Origin of the sequence: Yimella sp. NH-Cas1 (assembly GCF_022359705.1) — a bacterium.
Lineage (GTDB): Bacteria > Actinomycetota > Actinomycetes > Actinomycetales > Dermatophilaceae > Yimella > Yimella lutea.
In genome coordinates, this window is record NZ_JAKSGG010000001.1 from 28,704 (window position 1) to 45,906 (window position 17,203).

Genomic DNA, 17,203 nt, shown 5'->3' on the forward strand with positions numbered 1-17,203 from the left:
CGTCAAAAACGCCTGATCAGGAGACCCCAATGCAAGTGCTTTCACCAGTTGGAGAGTTCAAAGTCGCCGTCGACGGCGTACGTATCCGTGACGGCCGGCTGGTTGTTCACATGTCCATGGGCGCCTGGCGCTCCGAGGCCACGCTCGAGCGTGGTGACCTGCCCTACGTTGGTGTCGCCGCGAGCTTGCTCTTCGGCACGTTCTATATGGGTCGTCAGTCAGTAAAAATCGCCCTCAAGGCCCGAGAGTTGGGCTCACGATGACTGTGGCTAAGTTGGTGCCCGTCCTTGAGGCCGCCACGGCGGGCGGCTATGGCGTCCTGGCGGTCAACATCGTGAACGGGCTGACGCTCAGGGCGGTGGTTGATGCGGCCGAAGAACTACGCGCACCGGTGATAGTTCAGACGTCCGTCAAGACGGTCCTGTCGCAAGGTATTCCCGAGACCATGTCCATGTATCGCCACGCCGCCGAGCGCGCGACCGTGCCGGTGGTGCTCCATCTAGACCACTGCACCGATCGAAATGTGCTCCTCGACTGCCTGAAGGCTGGCTGGGGTTCTGTGCTTTTCGACTGTTCGGGTCGCACGCTCGAGGAGGCGACCGAGCAAACCAAGCAGGTAGTGAGGGAGGCTCGGAGCTTTGGGGCGGACGTCGAGGGTGAGATCGAGGGGATAACGGGTGTCGAGGACGGGGTCGGCAGCGACGACAAATCGGAGCTTTACCCCCTGGATGACGCAGTGCGCTTCATACGCGAGACAGGGATCGACTGCTTCGCGCCAGCCATTGGCAACGCACACGGTGACTACCCCCAGCTTCCCAACCTTGACGTCGACCGGGTGGACTCGCTGGTGGACGCGACCGGGCTCCCTATGGCGTTGCATGGCGGGAGCGGGCTGAGCGACGACCAGTTTCGGGACCTGATTTCCCGTGGCTGCGCCAAGGTGAACATCTCCACCGCACTCAAGCAGGCATACATCGACGCGCACCGGGATTTCCTGGCGGAGAACCCGGACTGCCATGAACCCTTGACGTTGATGGCGTTTGTGTCGAGCCGCGTGAGCATGGTCGCGCAGGGGCTCATCAAGGTATTCGGCAGCGAAGGGCGTGTCGCATGAGGGCGCTCATCTTCGATTGCGACGGCGTACTCGCAGAAACTGAGCGCGACGGACACCGGGCGGCCTTCAACCGGATGTTCGCCGCGGAGGGTCTCGACTTCGAGTGGACTGAAGACGACTACGCCTCGGTGCTGAGCGTCGCAGGCGGCAAGGAGCGACTGCGCCGGTTATGCACCGACGCGTTCGTGGAGCGACACGGGCTACCGACCGAGCAGGCAGCACTTGATGAGCTCGTGGCGTTGTGGCATCGACGCAAGACGCAGATTTTCTTGGACCTCGTCGCCGAGGGGCGGATGCCATCTCGCGCCGGCGTCCGACGCCTCGCTTCTGAGGCGCGCGCCGCTGGGTGGCGTTTAGCCGTGGCGTCCACGTCCGCTGTCGTGTCGGTGGAGGCAATCGCTGAACAGGTGCTGGGCCGAGAGTTGCTGGGTGAGTGCGTGATCGCTGCTGGTGACATGGTGGAGAACAAGAAACCCGCGCCGGACATCTACCTCCATGCGGCACGTCTGCTGGGGATCGACGCATACGACGCCGTGGCCGTGGAGGACTCGCATGTCGGGGTGTCGGCCGCCGTGGCCGCCGGCATGCGCGTAGTAGCAACAGTCAGTCATTACACGGCAGATGAGGACTTGACTGCAGCCGACATCGTTGTCGACGGCCTCGGGGAGCCCGACGGTGCTGCAATCGCGGTGTACAAGAACGACACAAAAACAGAGATCAAAACTCATGTCGCTTTGGAGCACGTCGCCTCGTTGTTGGGTCAATCAGGGGCTATGCGTGGAGCGGCCCTGCCGAAGGTGGACTCATGGAAATAATTAGCGACACGGTCATCTACATTATGATGGCGTTCGTCCTGATCGGCGCGGTGGCGGCTATCAGAGACGATCAGGGGGGCATTGGCAAAGAGTTCATGCAAGGCCTGCACTCGATCGGCTATCTGTTCATCCCCGTCGCCGGAGTGATGGCTTCGCTTCCATACCTGAGCATCTTCGTCGAGAAGGTCCTAGGGCCAATTTGGTCGGCTCTAGGAGCCGATCCGGCCATAGCCGCCACGACGTTCATTGCGTCCGATATGGGTGGCTATCAGCTGGCAGAGGCAACGGCCCAAAGTGACGGCGCATGGATCACCGCCATGGTCACCGGCTACATGGCCGGAGCGACAATTGTGTTCACGATTCCGGTGGGCTTGGCGATGTTGCAGAAGGCAGACCACAAGTATATGGCACTTGGCATCATGTCCGGGATTCTTACGATCCCGATTGGTGTCGCGGTGACTATGCTTATCGTCTTGGCGACCGGGGCCGATATCCGGTCCGAATCAAGCACCACCGGGCCAGCGGACACGCCGATCTCCGGGCTTGATGTGGGCGCCCTCGTCGGCAATCTGGTGCCCCTTGTGATCGTCGTGCTTTTGATCGCCGCCGGTCTTAAATTCTTGCCCGACCTGATGATCAAACTTTTCATGGTCTTCGGCCGATTCATTGACGCGGCGGTCAAAATCATTCTGGCCCTGTCAATCGTCGAGTACTTCACCGGGGTCTTTTCGCGTGTTTTTGGTTCCTGGGGCTTCGACGCCATCATTGCCACTGAGGATAATACGTTCCGAGCGCTGGAAGTCGCTGGATACGTTGGAATTATGCTTGCCGGGGCGTTCCCGATGGTTTACGCAATTCAGAAGTACATGTCGCGTCCGCTGAACGCAGTGGGTTCAAAGTTCGGCATCAGCCAGCCAGGTATGGCTGGAATTCTAGGTGGATCGGCCAACGTGCTGGCTTTGTTCCACCTGATCAAGGAGATGCCCCCGAAGGACAAGGTGCTGGCCGTAGCCTTCGCCACGACGGGGGGATTCCTGCTCGGCGACCACCTGTCGTTCACAGCGAACTTTCAACCGAATCTGATTGTCCCCGTCCTGATCGGCAAGTTGACGGCTGCCCTTCTCGCCATGGCGCTGGCCTACAAAATCGCTGTGCCAACCGCCCGCCGGCTGGAGGCAGCCGACCTCGAGCCTGGCCTCGCCTCAAGCCCCCCAGTTGCGGGGCTTGGCGCGACCGGGACAGAGACGCGGGGGTCTGACGAATGACCCAATCCCTGAACAACGTCGCGGCTTGTGACCCGCCGTGCGTCCGACAGGCGGTAGCCCGGCTGTGGCCAGGAGCCACCTGGTCCGCGGAGCCGCTTGACGGCGGCATGACGAATCGAAACTTCAAGGTCGAGGTACAGATAACCGACCGAGAGCAACGTACGGTGGTCGTTCAGGAGCAACTGCCTGACGCGCTCGCAGCACGGGTCGGTATTCATCGTGAGAACCAAGTTCGCGCCATGGCCATGGTGCTGGACTTGGGTTTGGCACCCGAAGTGCTCGGACAGTGGACAGAACCCCGGGTTCTAGTCTCCGAGTTCGTAGAAGGCGCGTTGCTGTCCGCGGTCCCGGATCGGGTTCATGCGACCGCGCTGGTGGGTCAAGCCCTGGCGAAGCTGCACAAGCACACGCAGGGCGTGGTAATGACGGGTCCTATTTCCGACCCATACAGCGGCACCGCGTGGATCCTGAATCAGGTCAAGAGCGAGGCCCCGGCCACGGCGGAGACGTTCGCGTGGACGATGGACATTCTCGCCCGCATTCAGGCTGCGTGCGGGCCGTACACGCCCAGTCTGCTCCACTCGGATGTCTCCGAGGGCAACGTGATCATCCTTCCCGACCGGGCGGTGCTCATCGATTGGGAGTACGTCGGAGCGGGCGACCCCTACTACGACGTAGGGGACTTCGCTGAGAAAGTGAAGCTCTCCAGCTCGGAGGAGGAGGCACTTCTGTGCGCCTACGACGGCGTCCTAGTGCCCACTTCGTTGGCTATGGCGCGCTTGTACCGGTTTGTCAGCATGCTGCGCGAGGCATTGTGGTCCGTCCGAGCAGGTACGACGGGCTTCACAGAGTTCGACTACGCCAATTACGCCCGTGCATGCCTAGCAAGGATGAGAGAAATTTCGCAGTCCTCGGAATTCGCTGACAGCTTGCACCTACTCGAGAACACCAATCAAGGAGAAATGAATGACTTACGCCAACGGCACAGCTGACCCCGTAGGCCTGGATGCGACACGGTTCGAAACCAGAATCGGACACGAGGGCTACGTCCGGCGGCTCCCGGAGCGAGTCACCCGCACCATCACCGCCAGCAAATTGGAGGTCACCGACCGGTTCCGGGAGGTAGTAGACCTGTTCGGCGAGGACCACCAGGAGACCCCCGCAGGGTTCCGCATCGAGATGGCTACCCACGGTTCGGTCACCAGCGTCGACCTCGTCCGAGACATCGGATACGAACGGGGCGGCACGCCCCGGCCAACGCCGCTGCTGTTCTCGGCCGACTCCGCCAACCCCTACGAGGTCTCGGACTGCGCGCCCCTGATCGCCAACGTCACCTGCAACCCTGGGATCGTCTACGACCTCTTCATCAATAACCCGGACGCAAACATCGGTGGACACTTCACGACCCTCGACGAAGTCCTTGTGGAGTTGAGCAAGGCGGCCGGACCAGGATGCGATGTCTCAGTCGAGATCGCGAACCCTTATGGCGACATCAACGAGATCCTGGAGGAGGTAGCGCGCTACGAGGAGATCCTGACCCGGCACCGGCTGGTGGTGAAGGTTCCACATACCGGCCCGCTCTCCGCAGACACGGCTGGCGACCTTCTCAAGGGCAACGGATTGCTTCGCAAACGCTACAACTCTGGTGCCCCGCGCGACATGCTGCGGGGCCACGCGCTCGCTCGGCAACTGCACGACCTTGGGCACCGGGTGAACTTCACTTTGATGTTCGAGCCGCACCAAACGCCGTTGGCGCTGCAGGCACGCCCCTACTTCATCAACGCCTTTGTGCGGCACCGAGCTGACGCCACGAGGCGGATGCGTGGATTCGTCGCTGCCTACGACGCGACTTCAGACGAGCAGTTCGTCGCGGACCTCAGGGACTACCTCGTTCGCATGGACTACCTCGGTACCGACGACAAGGCCTTGGACCTCCTGACGGTCCTGCGGTTGACTCGCACACTTCTGCGTCAGCGAGACGATGGCCCCGACGACGGTATGGACAGTGTCCGCAGGTCGCTGCGCTGGCTATCCACCACACACCTGCCGGAGACCCGTCTGATCGTCTGTTCGATGGACGGCGAGCAGATGTTTCCGGATCTCATGACCATGCTCAGTGAACCCGAGTTCTTACCACTACACCGGCGGGTGCTCGTTACGGCCGATCCGGCCTACCTGGCTCGGTGGACTACCAGCCCACACGTAGTGACCTACCAGCGTCGATTCCTGTCCGCCGTCCGTTCGGCACCGGACGCACTCAGCGCCGGCACATCGTCATCCAGGTCCTGATCGTCCACCAATCGTGTTAGCACCACACAAGGCCATCCACCCCTCGGCCGTCTCCTGGCCCTATGCCCCGTGGTGCGGGCTATGGGTCCCGGAGTGGCAGAACGCCGGGCATCACCGCGGACGGCAGCTCGGGTCCCCGTGGCGGGGTCCGCGATGGGCGGCCCCCGCCAACCGGGCGACGGCACCATTCCGAGCCGCCACGAGGGACCCGAGCGTGGCTACCGGTCCCTTCGGGAAACCGGGCCAGATACGCGTGATCGGGCCAGCCCCAAGACGTCCGCCTCACCGTTCGGTGCCGCCATTTGCCCGTGGTATTGAGTTCACCCAGTTCCGTCCCTGACACGAGCTTTGCAGCATCTCCCAATGAGACTAGCCGACCGTTGAGACGGCTCAGGACAACTCGGACTCAGCCTGCTGAATGGCCGCGAACTCCTCCTCGGGGGCGCTTGCGACGAGGCGGTGTCGGCTGTAGAACCAGAAGTAGGCCAGCGCAACAACGAAGATGAGCGCCGTGATTCCGGCCGCCTTCTCATCCACGAAGAACGTCGCAATCACTGCCGTCAGCGCGAGGGTTAGCGCAACGGCGGTCGTGACCACTCCGCCGGGAGTGCGGTAGGGCCGCTCGAGCTCGGGCTCACGGATCCTGAGCACGATATGCGAGACCATCATGAGCACGTACGACACGGTCGCACCGAACACAGCGATGTTGATCAACAAGGCGCCGCGAACACGATCGAGAAAAAGCTGGCGACTAGCCCCGATCGTTCACGTGTCGTGATCTGACGCGGGTCTTGAAAGCGCGAAAGTGCCTGTCGCGTAACGAGATACTGGACTTCTCAACGGTTCAGATCGTCGTTTCGGAAGGCACTTCGCAGGTGAAGCGTAACGCGTGGTCGGCAGGGTTGTCCGTGACCGGTGATGGTGTCGGAGTAGTGGCCCACGCGGGCAGTGTCGGACTGCGGCTGCTGGCCGACCGGGTTGGGCTGACCGGCGAGTTGTCGACGGCGATGTCCCGTGGTGGCTTCACACCTGGTCACGACCGTGGCCGGGTGCTGGTCGATGTCGCGGTGATGATCGCTGATGGTGGTGAGGCGATCGCCGACATCGACGTGTTGCGTCACCAGTCGTGCGTGCTCGGTCCGGTTGCCTCGCCGCCGACGGTGTGGCGCGCCCTGGACGAGGTCACCCCGGGCCGGTTGAAGAAGATCGCGGTCGCGAGGGCCCGCACCCGCCGCCACGTGTGGGCCCACCTGCCTGGTGGGGTGCCCGCAAGCCAGGTCGCCGGGACCGATCTCGGTGCCACCGTCGTGCTCGACGTGGACGCCACGATCGTGATCACCCACTCCGAGAAACAGAACGCTGCGGCCACGTTCAAACGGACCTTCGGGTTCCACCCGATCGGGGTGTGGTGTGACAACACCAGCGAGTTCCTCGCGGCGAAACTACGGGCCGGGAACGCCGGGTCGAACACCACCACCGATCACATCGAGGTCCTGACCGAGGCGATGGCCCAGATTCCCGGCACCCACCGTAAGAAGCTGTTGATCCGTTCCGATGGTGCGGGCGCATCCCATGGGCTGCTGGACTGGCTCACCGAACAAGGTCAGATCCGTGGCCGCAGCCTGGAGTACTCGATCGGGTTCGCGGTCACCGAGAAGATCCGCGAGGCGATCAGGCTGGTCCCGCAGCAGGTGTGGTCGCCCGCGACGAACGCGGACGGCGGGGTGCGCGAGGGTGGTGACGTCGCCGAGCTGACCAGTCTGCTGGACCTGAGCGGTTGGCCGGCCGGGATGCGGGTGATCGTGCGCCGTGAATGGCCGCATCCCGGTGCGCAGCTGTCGCTGTTCGAGGAGACCGACGGGTGGCGCTACCAAGCCTTCGTCACCAACACCAGCACCGGGCAGCTCGCCTTCCTCGAAGCGCGGCACCGGGCTCATGCCCGGGTCGAGGACCGGATCCGGCACGCCAAGGACACGGGCCTGGGTCGGTTCCCCTCGCGTGAGTTCGGCATCAACAGCGCGTGGTTGACGTTGACCATGATCGCGGCGGATCTGGTCGCCTGGACCCGCCTGCTCGCGTTCACCGCCGACGCCGAGGTCCTGGCTACATGCGAACCGAAAGCGATGCGGTACAGGCTTCTTCACGTCCCCGCCCGGCTCATCCACGGTCAGCGACGACGACGGTTGAAGATCCCTGAAACGTGGCCCTGGGCGGCCGCGATCGTCGCGGTCTTCGCGAACATCGCCGCCATCCCGTGGTCAGCCTGACCCAACCCGTCCGCCCGCGACATCAGCACCCGGAGAACCGCAGACCGGCAGCGCCAGCCGGCACGACGTCATACCCACCCACCGCCATCGAGCCACCTCACCCAGCACAGCCGTGATCAGCTTCCCCATGAAAGACCGGGGCTAGGCCCGCTAAGCCCACGTAGTTGACGAAGTCGGCTACCCAGGTGTCCCCGCCAAAGGCGGATCGGATGGCCTCCGGAAGAGGGTTGTCCGAGTCCGCAATCGCCGAGGACCCGGCACCGCCGGGCGCAATGAACAGCATCAGTGCAGCCGGTCACGAGCAGAATCGTCATCGCAGTGATGATCCCGCGTGGCATGTCCCGCTCCGGGTCGTTAGCCTCTTCTGCTGCCAACGGGACTCCCTCGACCGCAAAGGAAGAACCAAATTCCGTACACCAGTTCGCCTAGAACGCCGGCATACCCGAACGGAATGAAACTGTTCGCGCCGGCCGCGCCTGTCGGCTCGATGTCAAACAGGTTAGCGAACTCAAACTTCGGAGCCATTGCGATCACAAAGACCACCAGCGCAACGAGGGCCACGGCCTCGACGGCTACGGCTCTCTGGTCCGCGGCCCTCCCGCCGTAGGGCCCGACAACCCCGAGCGTCGCCACGGTGATGGCAAACATCAACCGCATTGCCTCACCCACGCCGTACAGATGGATCCCAACGAACACGGCATAGCACGCCAGGTAGATCGGCCACCCACTTGTCAGGCCGAACAAGCCAAGAGCCTCAATGTAGCCGCCGATGAACACCGAGATGGCCGCTGGAGCTATGGCGTACTCGATCAGGATGGCCATTCCCGTTGCGAAGCCTCCAAGTGGCCCCAACGCCCGGCGCGCGAAACCATAGCCAGCGCCCGCCACCGGCAGAGCGGACGCAAGCTCGGCCAGACCGAAGACCATGCACGTGTACATGGTCGCCATTAGGACCGTCGCAATGAATAGACCACCCCACCCGCCCTCTGCCAGCCCAAAGTTCCATCCGGCGAAGTCCCCCGAGATCACGTACGCGACCCCGAGCCCCGCGAGCAGGACCCAACCCGCAGCGCCCCGGCGCAACTGGCGATGCTCCAAGTAGTCAGAACTGACCTGCTCGTAGTCGACTCCACGCGCTCGGCGTCGTGCAGTGCTCATGCGGCTCCCTGTCCTCATCGGTACGGCACCTCGCGCCACGCGCGCAAAGGGGCGATGAGGGTGACGCGCGCCACACGCACGTGTCAACCCCCAGGAGGCTTGCGGCCGAGGGCCCCTGCACTTGGGCCTAAAGGATTGTCACCAAACCATTGACATGGCGAGGACCGCACTGCTTCCATGGTCGCAATGGACCGCAGTCAGGCCAAGCCGGCCGCGAGCGGTCCTTGGGACCTCCTCGACTGCAACACGGCGAGGCGGGCACGTCAGCGCAGGCGAAGCCCGGGATGGCGGGGTAGTTCGGGCATCTTGCGAGGGCTGGCACAGCTCGTGTCCTGAGACTAAATCTGGAGCTGAACTCGGTTTGCTAGGACTCACCATTGGCGCGCTTACCGACCATTAGTCGTTGACGCTCGTTCTTGTACCTGAAACACTGTTGGATCGAACACGATGGGAACGCGCCGCGTTCGGACCCCTCAATGGTGTGTTACACGGCCATTGCTTGACGGACAAGCGACGCAGGCCTGCTTACGAAAGGGATGGCTTAGTGACACGGCGAAACGCGCGGCTCTTAAGCGCAGACGAACTCGTAGCCCGTATTGAGGCGGACCTGATCGACACGGTAATCGTGGCGTTCACGGACATGCAGGGACGGCTCCTGGGCAAACGCTTCCACGGTCGGTACTTCGTGGATGTGGTTGCAAAGCATGGCACCGAGGGGTGTAACTACCTACTCAGTGTAGACGTTGATATGAACACGGTTGAGGGATACGCCATGAGCTCGTGGGAAAAGGGCTACGGAGACATGGAGTTCGCCCTCGACTTCGACACAATCCGCGTTCTTAAGCATCTGCCAAAGACCGCGATCATCCAGTGCGACCTAACGTGGCTCGACGAGAGTCCCGTGATCCAGTCGCCACGCACGATCCTCAAAGCGCAGGTTGAGAAGGCAACGCAAGCCGGCTACGTCGCCAAAGCGGGTACCGAGCTGGAGTTCATCGTCTTCGATACAACCTACGAAGAGGCCTGGTCGTCGAACTACCGGGATCTGACACCTTCTAACCAGTACAACGTGGACTATTCGATCCTCGGCACTTCTCGCGTCGAGCCACTCCTACGCGACATCCGTAACACGATGTACGCGGCGGGCATGGATGTTGAATGCGCGAAGGGGGAATGCAACTTCGGTCAACATGAGATCGGCTTCTTGTACGACGATGTCGTTGCTACCGCCGACAACCACTCGGTATACAAGACCGCCGCCAAGGAGATCGCCGCGCAGCACGGCCAAGCGCTGACGTTTATGGCTAAGTATAACGAGCGTGAAGGCAACTCCTGCCACATCCACCTGTCGCTGCGTGGCTTGGAGGACGAGATCGTGTTCTGGCGCGACGGCGCCCGCACACCGCTCTACGACCAATTCATCGCGGGGGTCCTAACGATGATGCGAGACTTTACGTTGCTGTACGCGCCGAACGTCAATTCATACAAACGTTTCGCCGACGGTTCTTTCGCCCCGACCACCGTTGCGTGGGGACTCGACAACCGCTCCTGCGCGATCCGGTTGGTGGGGAAGGGAGCGGGGGCGCGGATGGAGAACCGCGTGCCTGGCGGTGACGCGAACCCATACCTAGCTCTCGCGGCGATGCTGGGCGCTGGCCTCTACGGCATCGAGCACAAGTTGGAACTCGAGCCGGAGTTGACCGGAAACGCGTACACCTCCGACAAGCCAAAGGTCCCGAACACCCTGCGTGAAGCGCGCGACGCCTTCACCACGTCGGCGGCCGCCAGGCAGATTCTCGGCGACGAAGTTGTCGATCACTACACCACCATGGCCGACGTCGAACTCAAGGCCTTTGAAGCGTCCGTCACCGACTGGGAGCTGCGTCGCAGCTTCGAACGCATGTAAGGGAGCCCCCGTGAGCGACACATATACCGTGGTGAACCCTGCGACTGAACAGGCCGTCGCAGATGTGCAAATGGCCGACCTCGCGGCCGTTGATGCCGCAATAGACCGAGCGGCCGCAGCCCTGCCAGCCTGGCGGGCCATCACGCCTGGGGAGCGCGCCACTCTGCTGCGTCGATTTGCTTCGGTTGTCGATGCGCACGTGGAGGAACTTGCCGAACTCGAAGTACGCAATTCCGGCCACACGTGGGGCAACGCGGTGTGGGAAGCGGGCAACGTCCGCGACGTGCTCAACTACTACTCGGCGAGTCCAGAACGTCTGACTGGACACCAGATTCCCGTGGGTGGTGGTGTCGACATAACTTTCCACGAGCCGCTTGGTGTCGTCGGCATCATCGTGCCGTGGAATTTCCCGATGCCTATCGCGGCCTGGGGTTTCGGTCCTGCGCTGGCGGCCGGCAACACCGTCGTCCTTAAACCGGCCGAGCTGACTCCGCTGACCGCCATCCGTCTGGGTGAGTTGGCGCTGATGGCCGGCCTGCCTGAGGGCGTTCTTACGATCGTGCCCGGACGAGGATCGATTGTGGGTGAGCGGTTCGTGACCCACCCGACCGTTCGGAAGGTATGCTTCACCGGCTCGACGGGGGTCGGTAAACGCATCATGGCTGGCTGCGCCGACCAAGTGAAGCGCGTGACGCTCGAGCTTGGCGGTAAGAGCGCCAACATCGTGTTTGCGGACGCCGACCTAGCTAAGGCCGCGGCAGCTGCGCCGTCCGCAGTGTTCGACAATGCTGGGCAGGATTGCTGCGCCCGCTCTCGCATCCTTGTGGAGCGCTCCGCCTACGACGAGTTCGTATCGCTGCTCGAACCGGCCGTGCAGGGCGTCAAGGTACTCGACCCCTCTGATCGCTCCAGCGAAATGGGCCCCCTCATTTCGGCGGCACAGAAGGCCACCGTGCAGGGCTACGTCGACGACGTTGAGGTAGCTTTTTCCGGCTCGCGCCCCGACGGCCCCGGGTTTTGGTTCGCACCGACGGTCGTCTTGACGGACGATCCAAGCGAGCGCATCTGGCGCGATGAGGTGTTCGGTCCGGTCGTGGCGGTGATGCCCTTTGACGACGAGGCGCAGGCAGTTCAACTCGCCAACGACACCGAGTTTGGTTTGTCCGGGTCGATTTTCACGCGGGACGTCGGTCGGGCGCTGCGAGTATCGCGCGCCGTCGAGGCCGGAAACCTGAGCATCAACTCTCATTCGGCCGTGCGCTACTGGACACCGTTCGGCGGGTTCAAGCAATCCGGTCTGGGCCGCGAGCTCGGTCCCGACGCGCCCCACTCGTTCACTGAGGTCAAGAACGTCTTCATCAGTAACGAGTAGTTGGACCCCACCGGCGAGCGGAAGTTGGCGTTCGCCCCTCACGCAACCGTCTCCCCATTATTGGATGATCATCGAAAAGGAAGTGGAAGTCATGGCAGGACGCATCGAAGGCAAGGTCGCCGTCGTTACCGGGGGTTGCTCCGGCATCGGCCTTGCGGTCGTTGACATGGCGAGGACCGCACTGCTTCCATGGTCGCAATGGACCGCAGTCAGGCCAAGCCGGCCGCGAGCGGTCCTTGGGACCTCCTCGACTGCAACACGGCGAGGCGGGCACGTCAGCGCAGGCGAAGCCCGGGATGGCGGGGTAGTTCGGGCATCTTGCGAGGGCTGGCACAGCTCGTGTCCTGAGACTAAATCTGGAGCTGAACTCGGTTTGCTAGGACTCACCATTGGCGCGCTTACCGACCATTAGTCGTTGACGCTCGTTCTTGTACCTGAAACACTGTTGGATCGAACACGATGGGAACGCGCCGCGTTCGGACCCCTCAATGGTGTGTTACACGGCCATTGCTTGACGGACAAGCGACGCAGGCCTGCTTACGAAAGGGATGGCTTAGTGACACGGCGAAACGCGCGGCTCTTAAGCGCAGACGAACTCGTAGCCCGTATTGAGGCGGACCTGATCGACACGGTGATCGTGGCGTTCACGGACATGCAGGGACGGCTCCTGGGCAAACGCTTCCACGGTCGGTACTTCGTGGATGTGGTTGCAAAGCATGGCACCGAGGGGTGTAACTACCTACTCAGTGTAGACGTTGATATGAACACGGTTGAGGGATACGCCATGAGCTCGTGGGAAAAGGGCTACGGAGACATGGAGTTCGCCCTCGACTTCGACACAATCCGCGTTCTTAAGCATCTGCCAAAGACCGCGATCATCCAGTGCGACCTAACGTGGCTCGACGAGAGTCCCGTGATCCAGTCGCCACGCACGATCCTCAAAGCGCAGGTTGAGAAGGCAACGCAAGCCGGCTACGTCGCCAAAGCGGGTACCGAGCTGGAGTTCATCGTCTTCGATACAACCTACGAAGAGGCCTGGTCGTCGAACTACCGGGATCTGACACCTTCTAACCAGTACAACGTGGACTATTCGATCCTCGGCACTTCTCGCGTCGAGCCACTCCTACGCGACATCCGTAACACGATGTACGCGGCGGGCATGGATGTTGAATGCGCGAAGGGGGAATGCAACTTCGGTCAACATGAGATCGGCTTCTTGTACGACGATGTCGTTGCTACCGCCGACAACCACTCGGTATACAAGACCGCCGCCAAGGAGATCGCCGCGCAGCACGGCCAAGCGCTGACGTTTATGGCTAAGTATAACGAGCGTGAAGGCAACTCCTGCCACATCCACCTGTCGCTGCGTGGCTTGGAGGACGAGATCGTGTTCTGGCGCGACGGCGCCCGCACACCGCTCTACGACCAATTCATCGCGGGGGTCCTAACGATGATGCGAGACTTTACGTTGCTGTACGCGCCGAACGTCAATTCATACAAACGTTTCGCCGACGGTTCTTTCGCCCCGACCACCGTTGCGTGGGGACTCGACAACCGCTCCTGCGCGATCCGGTTGGTGGGGAAGGGAGCGGGGGCGCGGATGGAGAACCGCGTGCCTGGCGGTGACGCGAACCCATACCTAGCTCTCGCGGCGATGCTGGGCGCTGGCCTCTACGGCATCGAGCACAAGTTGGAACTCGAGCCGGAGTTGACCGGAAACGCGTACACCTCCGACAAGCCAAAGGTCCCGAACACCCTGCGTGAAGCGCGCGACGCCTTCACCACGTCGGCGGCCGCCAGGCAGATTCTCGGCGACGAAGTTGTCGATCACTACACCACCATGGCCGACGTCGAACTCAAGGCCTTTGAAGCGTCCGTCACCGACTGGGAGCTGCGTCGCAGCTTCGAACGCATGTAAGGGAGCCCCCGTGAGCGACACATATACCGTGGTGAACCCTGCGACTGAACAGGCCGTCGCAGATGTGCAAATGGCCGACCTCGCGGCCGTTGATGCCGCAATAGACCGAGCGGCCGCAGCCCTGCCAGCCTGGCGGGCCATCACGCCTGGGGAGCGCGCCACTCTGCTGCGTCGATTTGCTTCGGTTGTCGATGCGCACGTGGAGGAACTTGCCGAACTCGAAGTACGCAATTCCGGCCACACGTGGGGCAACGCGGTGTGGGAAGCGGGCAACGTCCGCGACGTGCTCAACTACTACTCGGCGAGTCCAGAACGTCTGACTGGACACCAGATTCCCGTGGGTGGTGGTGTCGACATAACTTTCCACGAGCCGCTTGGTGTCGTCGGCATCATCGTGCCGTGGAATTTCCCGATGCCTATCGCGGCCTGGGGTTTCGGTCCTGCGCTGGCGGCCGGCAACACCGTCGTCCTTAAACCGGCCGAGCTGACTCCGCTGACCGCCATCCGTCTGGGTGAGTTGGCGCTGATGGCCGGCCTGCCTGAGGGCGTTCTTACGATCGTGCCCGGACGAGGATCGATTGTGGGTGAGCGGTTCGTGACCCACCCGACCGTTCGGAAGGTATGCTTCACCGGCTCGACGGGGGTCGGTAAACGCATCATGGCTGGCTGCGCCGACCAAGTGAAGCGCGTGACGCTCGAGCTTGGCGGTAAGAGCGCCAACATCGTGTTTGCGGACGCCGACCTAGCTAAGGCCGCGGCAGCTGCGCCGTCCGCAGTGTTCGACAATGCTGGGCAGGATTGCTGCGCCCGCTCTCGCATCCTTGTGGAGCGCTCCGCCTACGACGAGTTCGTATCGCTGCTCGAACCGGCCGTGCAGGGCGTCAAGGTACTCGACCCCTCTGATCGCTCCAGCGAAATGGGCCCCCTCATTTCGGCGGCACAGAAGGCCACCGTGCAGGGCTACGTCGACGACGTTGAGGTAGCTTTTTCCGGCTCGCGCCCCGACGGCCCCGGGTTTTGGTTCGCACCGACGGTCGTCTTGACGGACGATCCAAGCGAGCGCATCTGGCGCGATGAGGTGTTCGGTCCGGTCGTGGCGGTGATGCCCTTTGACGACGAGGCGCAGGCAGTTCAACTCGCCAACGACACCGAGTTTGGTTTGTCCGGGTCGATTTTCACGCGGGACGTCGGTCGGGCGCTGCGAGTATCGCGCGCCGTCGAGGCCGGAAACCTGAGCATCAACTCTCATTCGGCCGTGCGCTACTGGACACCGTTCGGCGGGTTCAAGCAATCCGGTCTGGGCCGCGAGCTCGGTCCCGACGCGCCCCACTCGTTCACTGAGGTCAAGAACGTCTTCATCAGTAACGAGTAGTTGGACCCCACCGGCGAGCGGAAGTTGGCGTTCGCCCCTCACGCAACCGTCTCCCCATTATTGGATGATCATCGAAAAGGAAGTGGAAGTCATGGCAGGACGCATCGAAGGCAAGGTCGCCGTCGTTACCGGGGGTTGCTCCGGCATCGGCCTTGCGGTCGTGCAGAGGTTCGCTGCAGAGGGCGCGAAGGTGGTCATCGGCGACGTCGACGACGTAAAGGGGCCCACGATCGCTGAGCAGGTCGGCGGCACCTACGTGCACGTGGACGTTACAGACAAGCGGCAAGTCGACGCACTGTTCAAGACGGCGTTCACCACCTACGGATCGGTGGACATCGCGTTTAACAACGCCGGGATCTCGCCGCCGGAGGACGCCTCGATCCTCGACACCGAACTGGAGGCGTGGAAGCGGGTCCAGGAGGTCAATCTGACCAGCGTTTACCTGTGCTGCAAGGCCGCGCTGCCCTACATGCTCGAGCAGAAAAGCGGCTCCATCATCAACACCGCCTCGTTCGTCGCCGTGATGGGTGCGGCTACGTCGCAGATCTCGTACTCGGCGTCGAAGGGCGGTGTGCTGTCGATGTCGCGCGAATTGGGTGTGCAATTCGCTCGCGAGGGCGTGAGAGTTAACGCGCTGTGTCCAGGACCGGTCAACACGCCCTTGCTGCAGGAACTGTTCGCAACGGACCCGGAGCGTGCCCAGCGCCGACTGGTACACGTTCCGCTCGGCCGGTTTGCTGAGCCCGCGGAGATGGCCAATGCTGTTTTGTTCTTGGCCTCCGACGAGTCAAGCTTTATCACCGCCTCTACCTTCTTGGTGGACGGCGGCATTTCAGGCGCCTACGTTACCCCTGTGTGATGCACCCGGTCATCGGCATATCTGCCGCTCGTGAAACCTCGCAATGGGGGGTGTGGGACGAAGTAGCGGACGTTCTGCCCGCAAGCTATTCGCAGTCTGTGGAACGGGCTGGCGGGGCGCCAGTGCTGCTCCCGCCGAGCGTCCCGCGGGTAGCCGCATCGGTGGTACGTCGGCTGGACGGGCTCGTGATCGCCGGGGGCCCCGACGTGCAGCCGATGAGGTACGGGGAACGGCCGCACGAGCGGACTATGGGCTGGCGCGAGGACCGTGACGCGTGGGAGCTCGCCCTCCTCGACGAAGCCGCCAGGATCAACCTGCCCGTGCTAGGCATCTGCCGAGGCATGCAACTCATGGCGGTGCACGCTGGGGGAGTGCTTGAACAGCATGTGCCTGACCGCGTCGGCTCACAGCAGCACTCGCCGGGTGGGAACTCGTACGGCGACATCGCGGTTGACATCGTTGTCGCCAGCCGACTGGCTCGAGCTATAGGGGCGCGGGGCGCCGTGAGGTGTCACCACCATCAAGCGGTCAGCGCCCATCCGGGCTTCGAACCAGTCGCCTGGGCCGCCGACGGAACCCTGGAGGCGATGGAGGACCCGCAACACCCGTTCCGGCTTGCAGTGCAATGGCACCCGGAGACCCAGGAGGACGCGGGCTTGTTCAGGGCATTGGTCGCAGCCGCGGCGGCGGCTCCTTGATCGGCGTCCTGGTCGCGGTGCGTTCACTCGTCCAGCGAACCAGCTTGACGGGCCCCACGCGCCCTCCTCGCTCCACGGCTCGGCTGGTAGACGTTCGGTGTGCGGCTCAGACGATGGACGATGCTGCGGGAGCGCCGCCCTGCCACGTGAGACCTGCGTTAAGTATTTCC

At 62.8% G+C, this 17,203-nt stretch carries 14 protein-coding genes and 1 pseudogene; 13 read left to right on the top strand and 2 right to left on the bottom strand.

The window, feature by feature from the left end; genetic code table 11:
- Positions 1-29: 29 nt before the first annotated feature.
- From MF407_RS00150 to MF407_RS00175, 6 genes are read left to right on the top strand one after another with little or no spacing between them, the layout of a single operon-like run.
- Complete coding sequence (locus MF407_RS00150; protein WP_048696996.1) at positions 30-263, top strand: hypothetical protein; 234 nt, start codon at positions 30-32, stop codon at positions 261-263.
- Positions 260-1,114: a class II fructose-bisphosphate aldolase gene (locus MF407_RS00155; protein ID WP_048696998.1), complete on the top strand. Its 855-nt coding sequence runs from the start codon at positions 260-262 to the stop codon at positions 1,112-1,114. Before MF407_RS00150 ends, MF407_RS00155 begins: the two co-directional genes overlap by 4 nt.
- Positions 1,111-1,929 carry an HAD-IA family hydrolase gene (locus MF407_RS00160; protein WP_053084050.1) on the top strand — a complete coding sequence of 273 codons (819 nt, stop codon included), beginning with the start codon at positions 1,111-1,113 and terminating at the stop codon, positions 1,927-1,929. Before MF407_RS00155 ends, MF407_RS00160 begins: the two co-directional genes overlap by 4 nt.
- A complete protein-coding gene (gene eutH, locus MF407_RS00165; RefSeq protein ID WP_048697000.1) occupies positions 1,920-3,194 on the top strand; it encodes an ethanolamine utilization protein EutH in 1,275 nt (424 codons plus the stop codon). Before MF407_RS00160 ends, eutH begins: the two co-directional genes overlap by 10 nt.
- Positions 3,191-4,186: a phosphotransferase gene (locus tag MF407_RS00170; protein WP_192912060.1), complete on the top strand. Its 996-nt coding sequence runs from the start codon at positions 3,191-3,193 to the stop codon at positions 4,184-4,186. Before eutH ends, MF407_RS00170 begins: the two co-directional genes overlap by 4 nt.
- Complete coding sequence (locus tag MF407_RS00175; RefSeq protein ID WP_053084051.1) at positions 4,161-5,483, top strand: transaldolase family protein; 1,323 nt, start codon at positions 4,161-4,163, stop codon at positions 5,481-5,483. The genes MF407_RS00170 and MF407_RS00175 overlap by 26 nt, the downstream gene beginning before the upstream one ends.
- Before the next feature lie 390 nt (positions 5,484-5,873).
- Here MF407_RS00175 and MF407_RS00180 read toward each other — a convergent pair.
- Positions 5,874-6,206, bottom strand: a pseudogene (locus tag MF407_RS00180) (ethanolamine permease); the annotation flags it as partial.
- A 125-nt stretch (positions 6,207-6,331) separates the two neighbouring features.
- Between MF407_RS00180 and MF407_RS00185 the strand changes: the two are divergent.
- Positions 6,332-7,750: an IS1380 family transposase gene (locus MF407_RS00185; RefSeq protein WP_239700650.1), complete on the top strand. Its 1,419-nt coding sequence runs from the start codon at positions 6,332-6,334 to the stop codon at positions 7,748-7,750.
- Positions 7,751-8,104: 354 nt separating this feature from the next.
- Here the strand turns inward: MF407_RS00185 and MF407_RS00190 are convergent, their stop codons facing one another.
- Positions 8,105-8,908, bottom strand: a complete 804-nt coding sequence (locus tag MF407_RS00190; protein WP_318843262.1) for an amino acid permease — start codon at positions 8,906-8,908, stop codon at positions 8,105-8,107.
- A gap of 499 nt (positions 8,909-9,407) precedes the next feature.
- Here MF407_RS00190 and MF407_RS00195 point away from each other — a divergent pair, with 499 nt between their 5' ends.
- The 6 genes from MF407_RS00195 (at position 9,408) to MF407_RS00220 (ending at position 17,033) form a co-directional block, all read left to right on the top strand.
- On the top strand, positions 9,408-10,814 hold the full coding sequence (locus MF407_RS00195) for a glutamine synthetase family protein (RefSeq protein WP_275578133.1): 1,407 nt from the start codon (positions 9,408-9,410) through the stop codon (positions 10,812-10,814).
- A gap of 10 nt (positions 10,815-10,824) precedes the next feature.
- Entirely contained in the window at positions 10,825-12,186 is a 1,362-nt protein-coding gene (locus tag MF407_RS00200) for an aldehyde dehydrogenase family protein (RefSeq protein ID WP_201329313.1), read from the top strand.
- A gap of 511 nt (positions 12,187-12,697) precedes the next feature.
- Entirely contained in the window at positions 12,698-14,104 is a 1,407-nt protein-coding gene (locus MF407_RS00205; protein ID WP_275578133.1) for a glutamine synthetase family protein, read from the top strand.
- Between the two features lie 10 nt (positions 14,105-14,114).
- Entirely contained in the window at positions 14,115-15,476 is a 1,362-nt protein-coding gene (locus MF407_RS00210) for an aldehyde dehydrogenase family protein (protein WP_201329313.1), read from the top strand.
- A gap of 91 nt (positions 15,477-15,567) precedes the next feature.
- A complete protein-coding gene (locus tag MF407_RS00215; protein ID WP_048702000.1) occupies positions 15,568-16,335 on the top strand; it encodes a 3-oxoacyl-ACP reductase in 768 nt (255 codons plus the stop codon).
- Entirely contained in the window at positions 16,335-17,033 is a 699-nt protein-coding gene (locus MF407_RS00220) for a gamma-glutamyl-gamma-aminobutyrate hydrolase family protein (RefSeq protein WP_048702002.1), read from the top strand. Before MF407_RS00215 ends, MF407_RS00220 begins: the two co-directional genes overlap by 1 nt.
- The last annotated feature ends 170 nt before the right edge of the window (positions 17,034-17,203 follow it).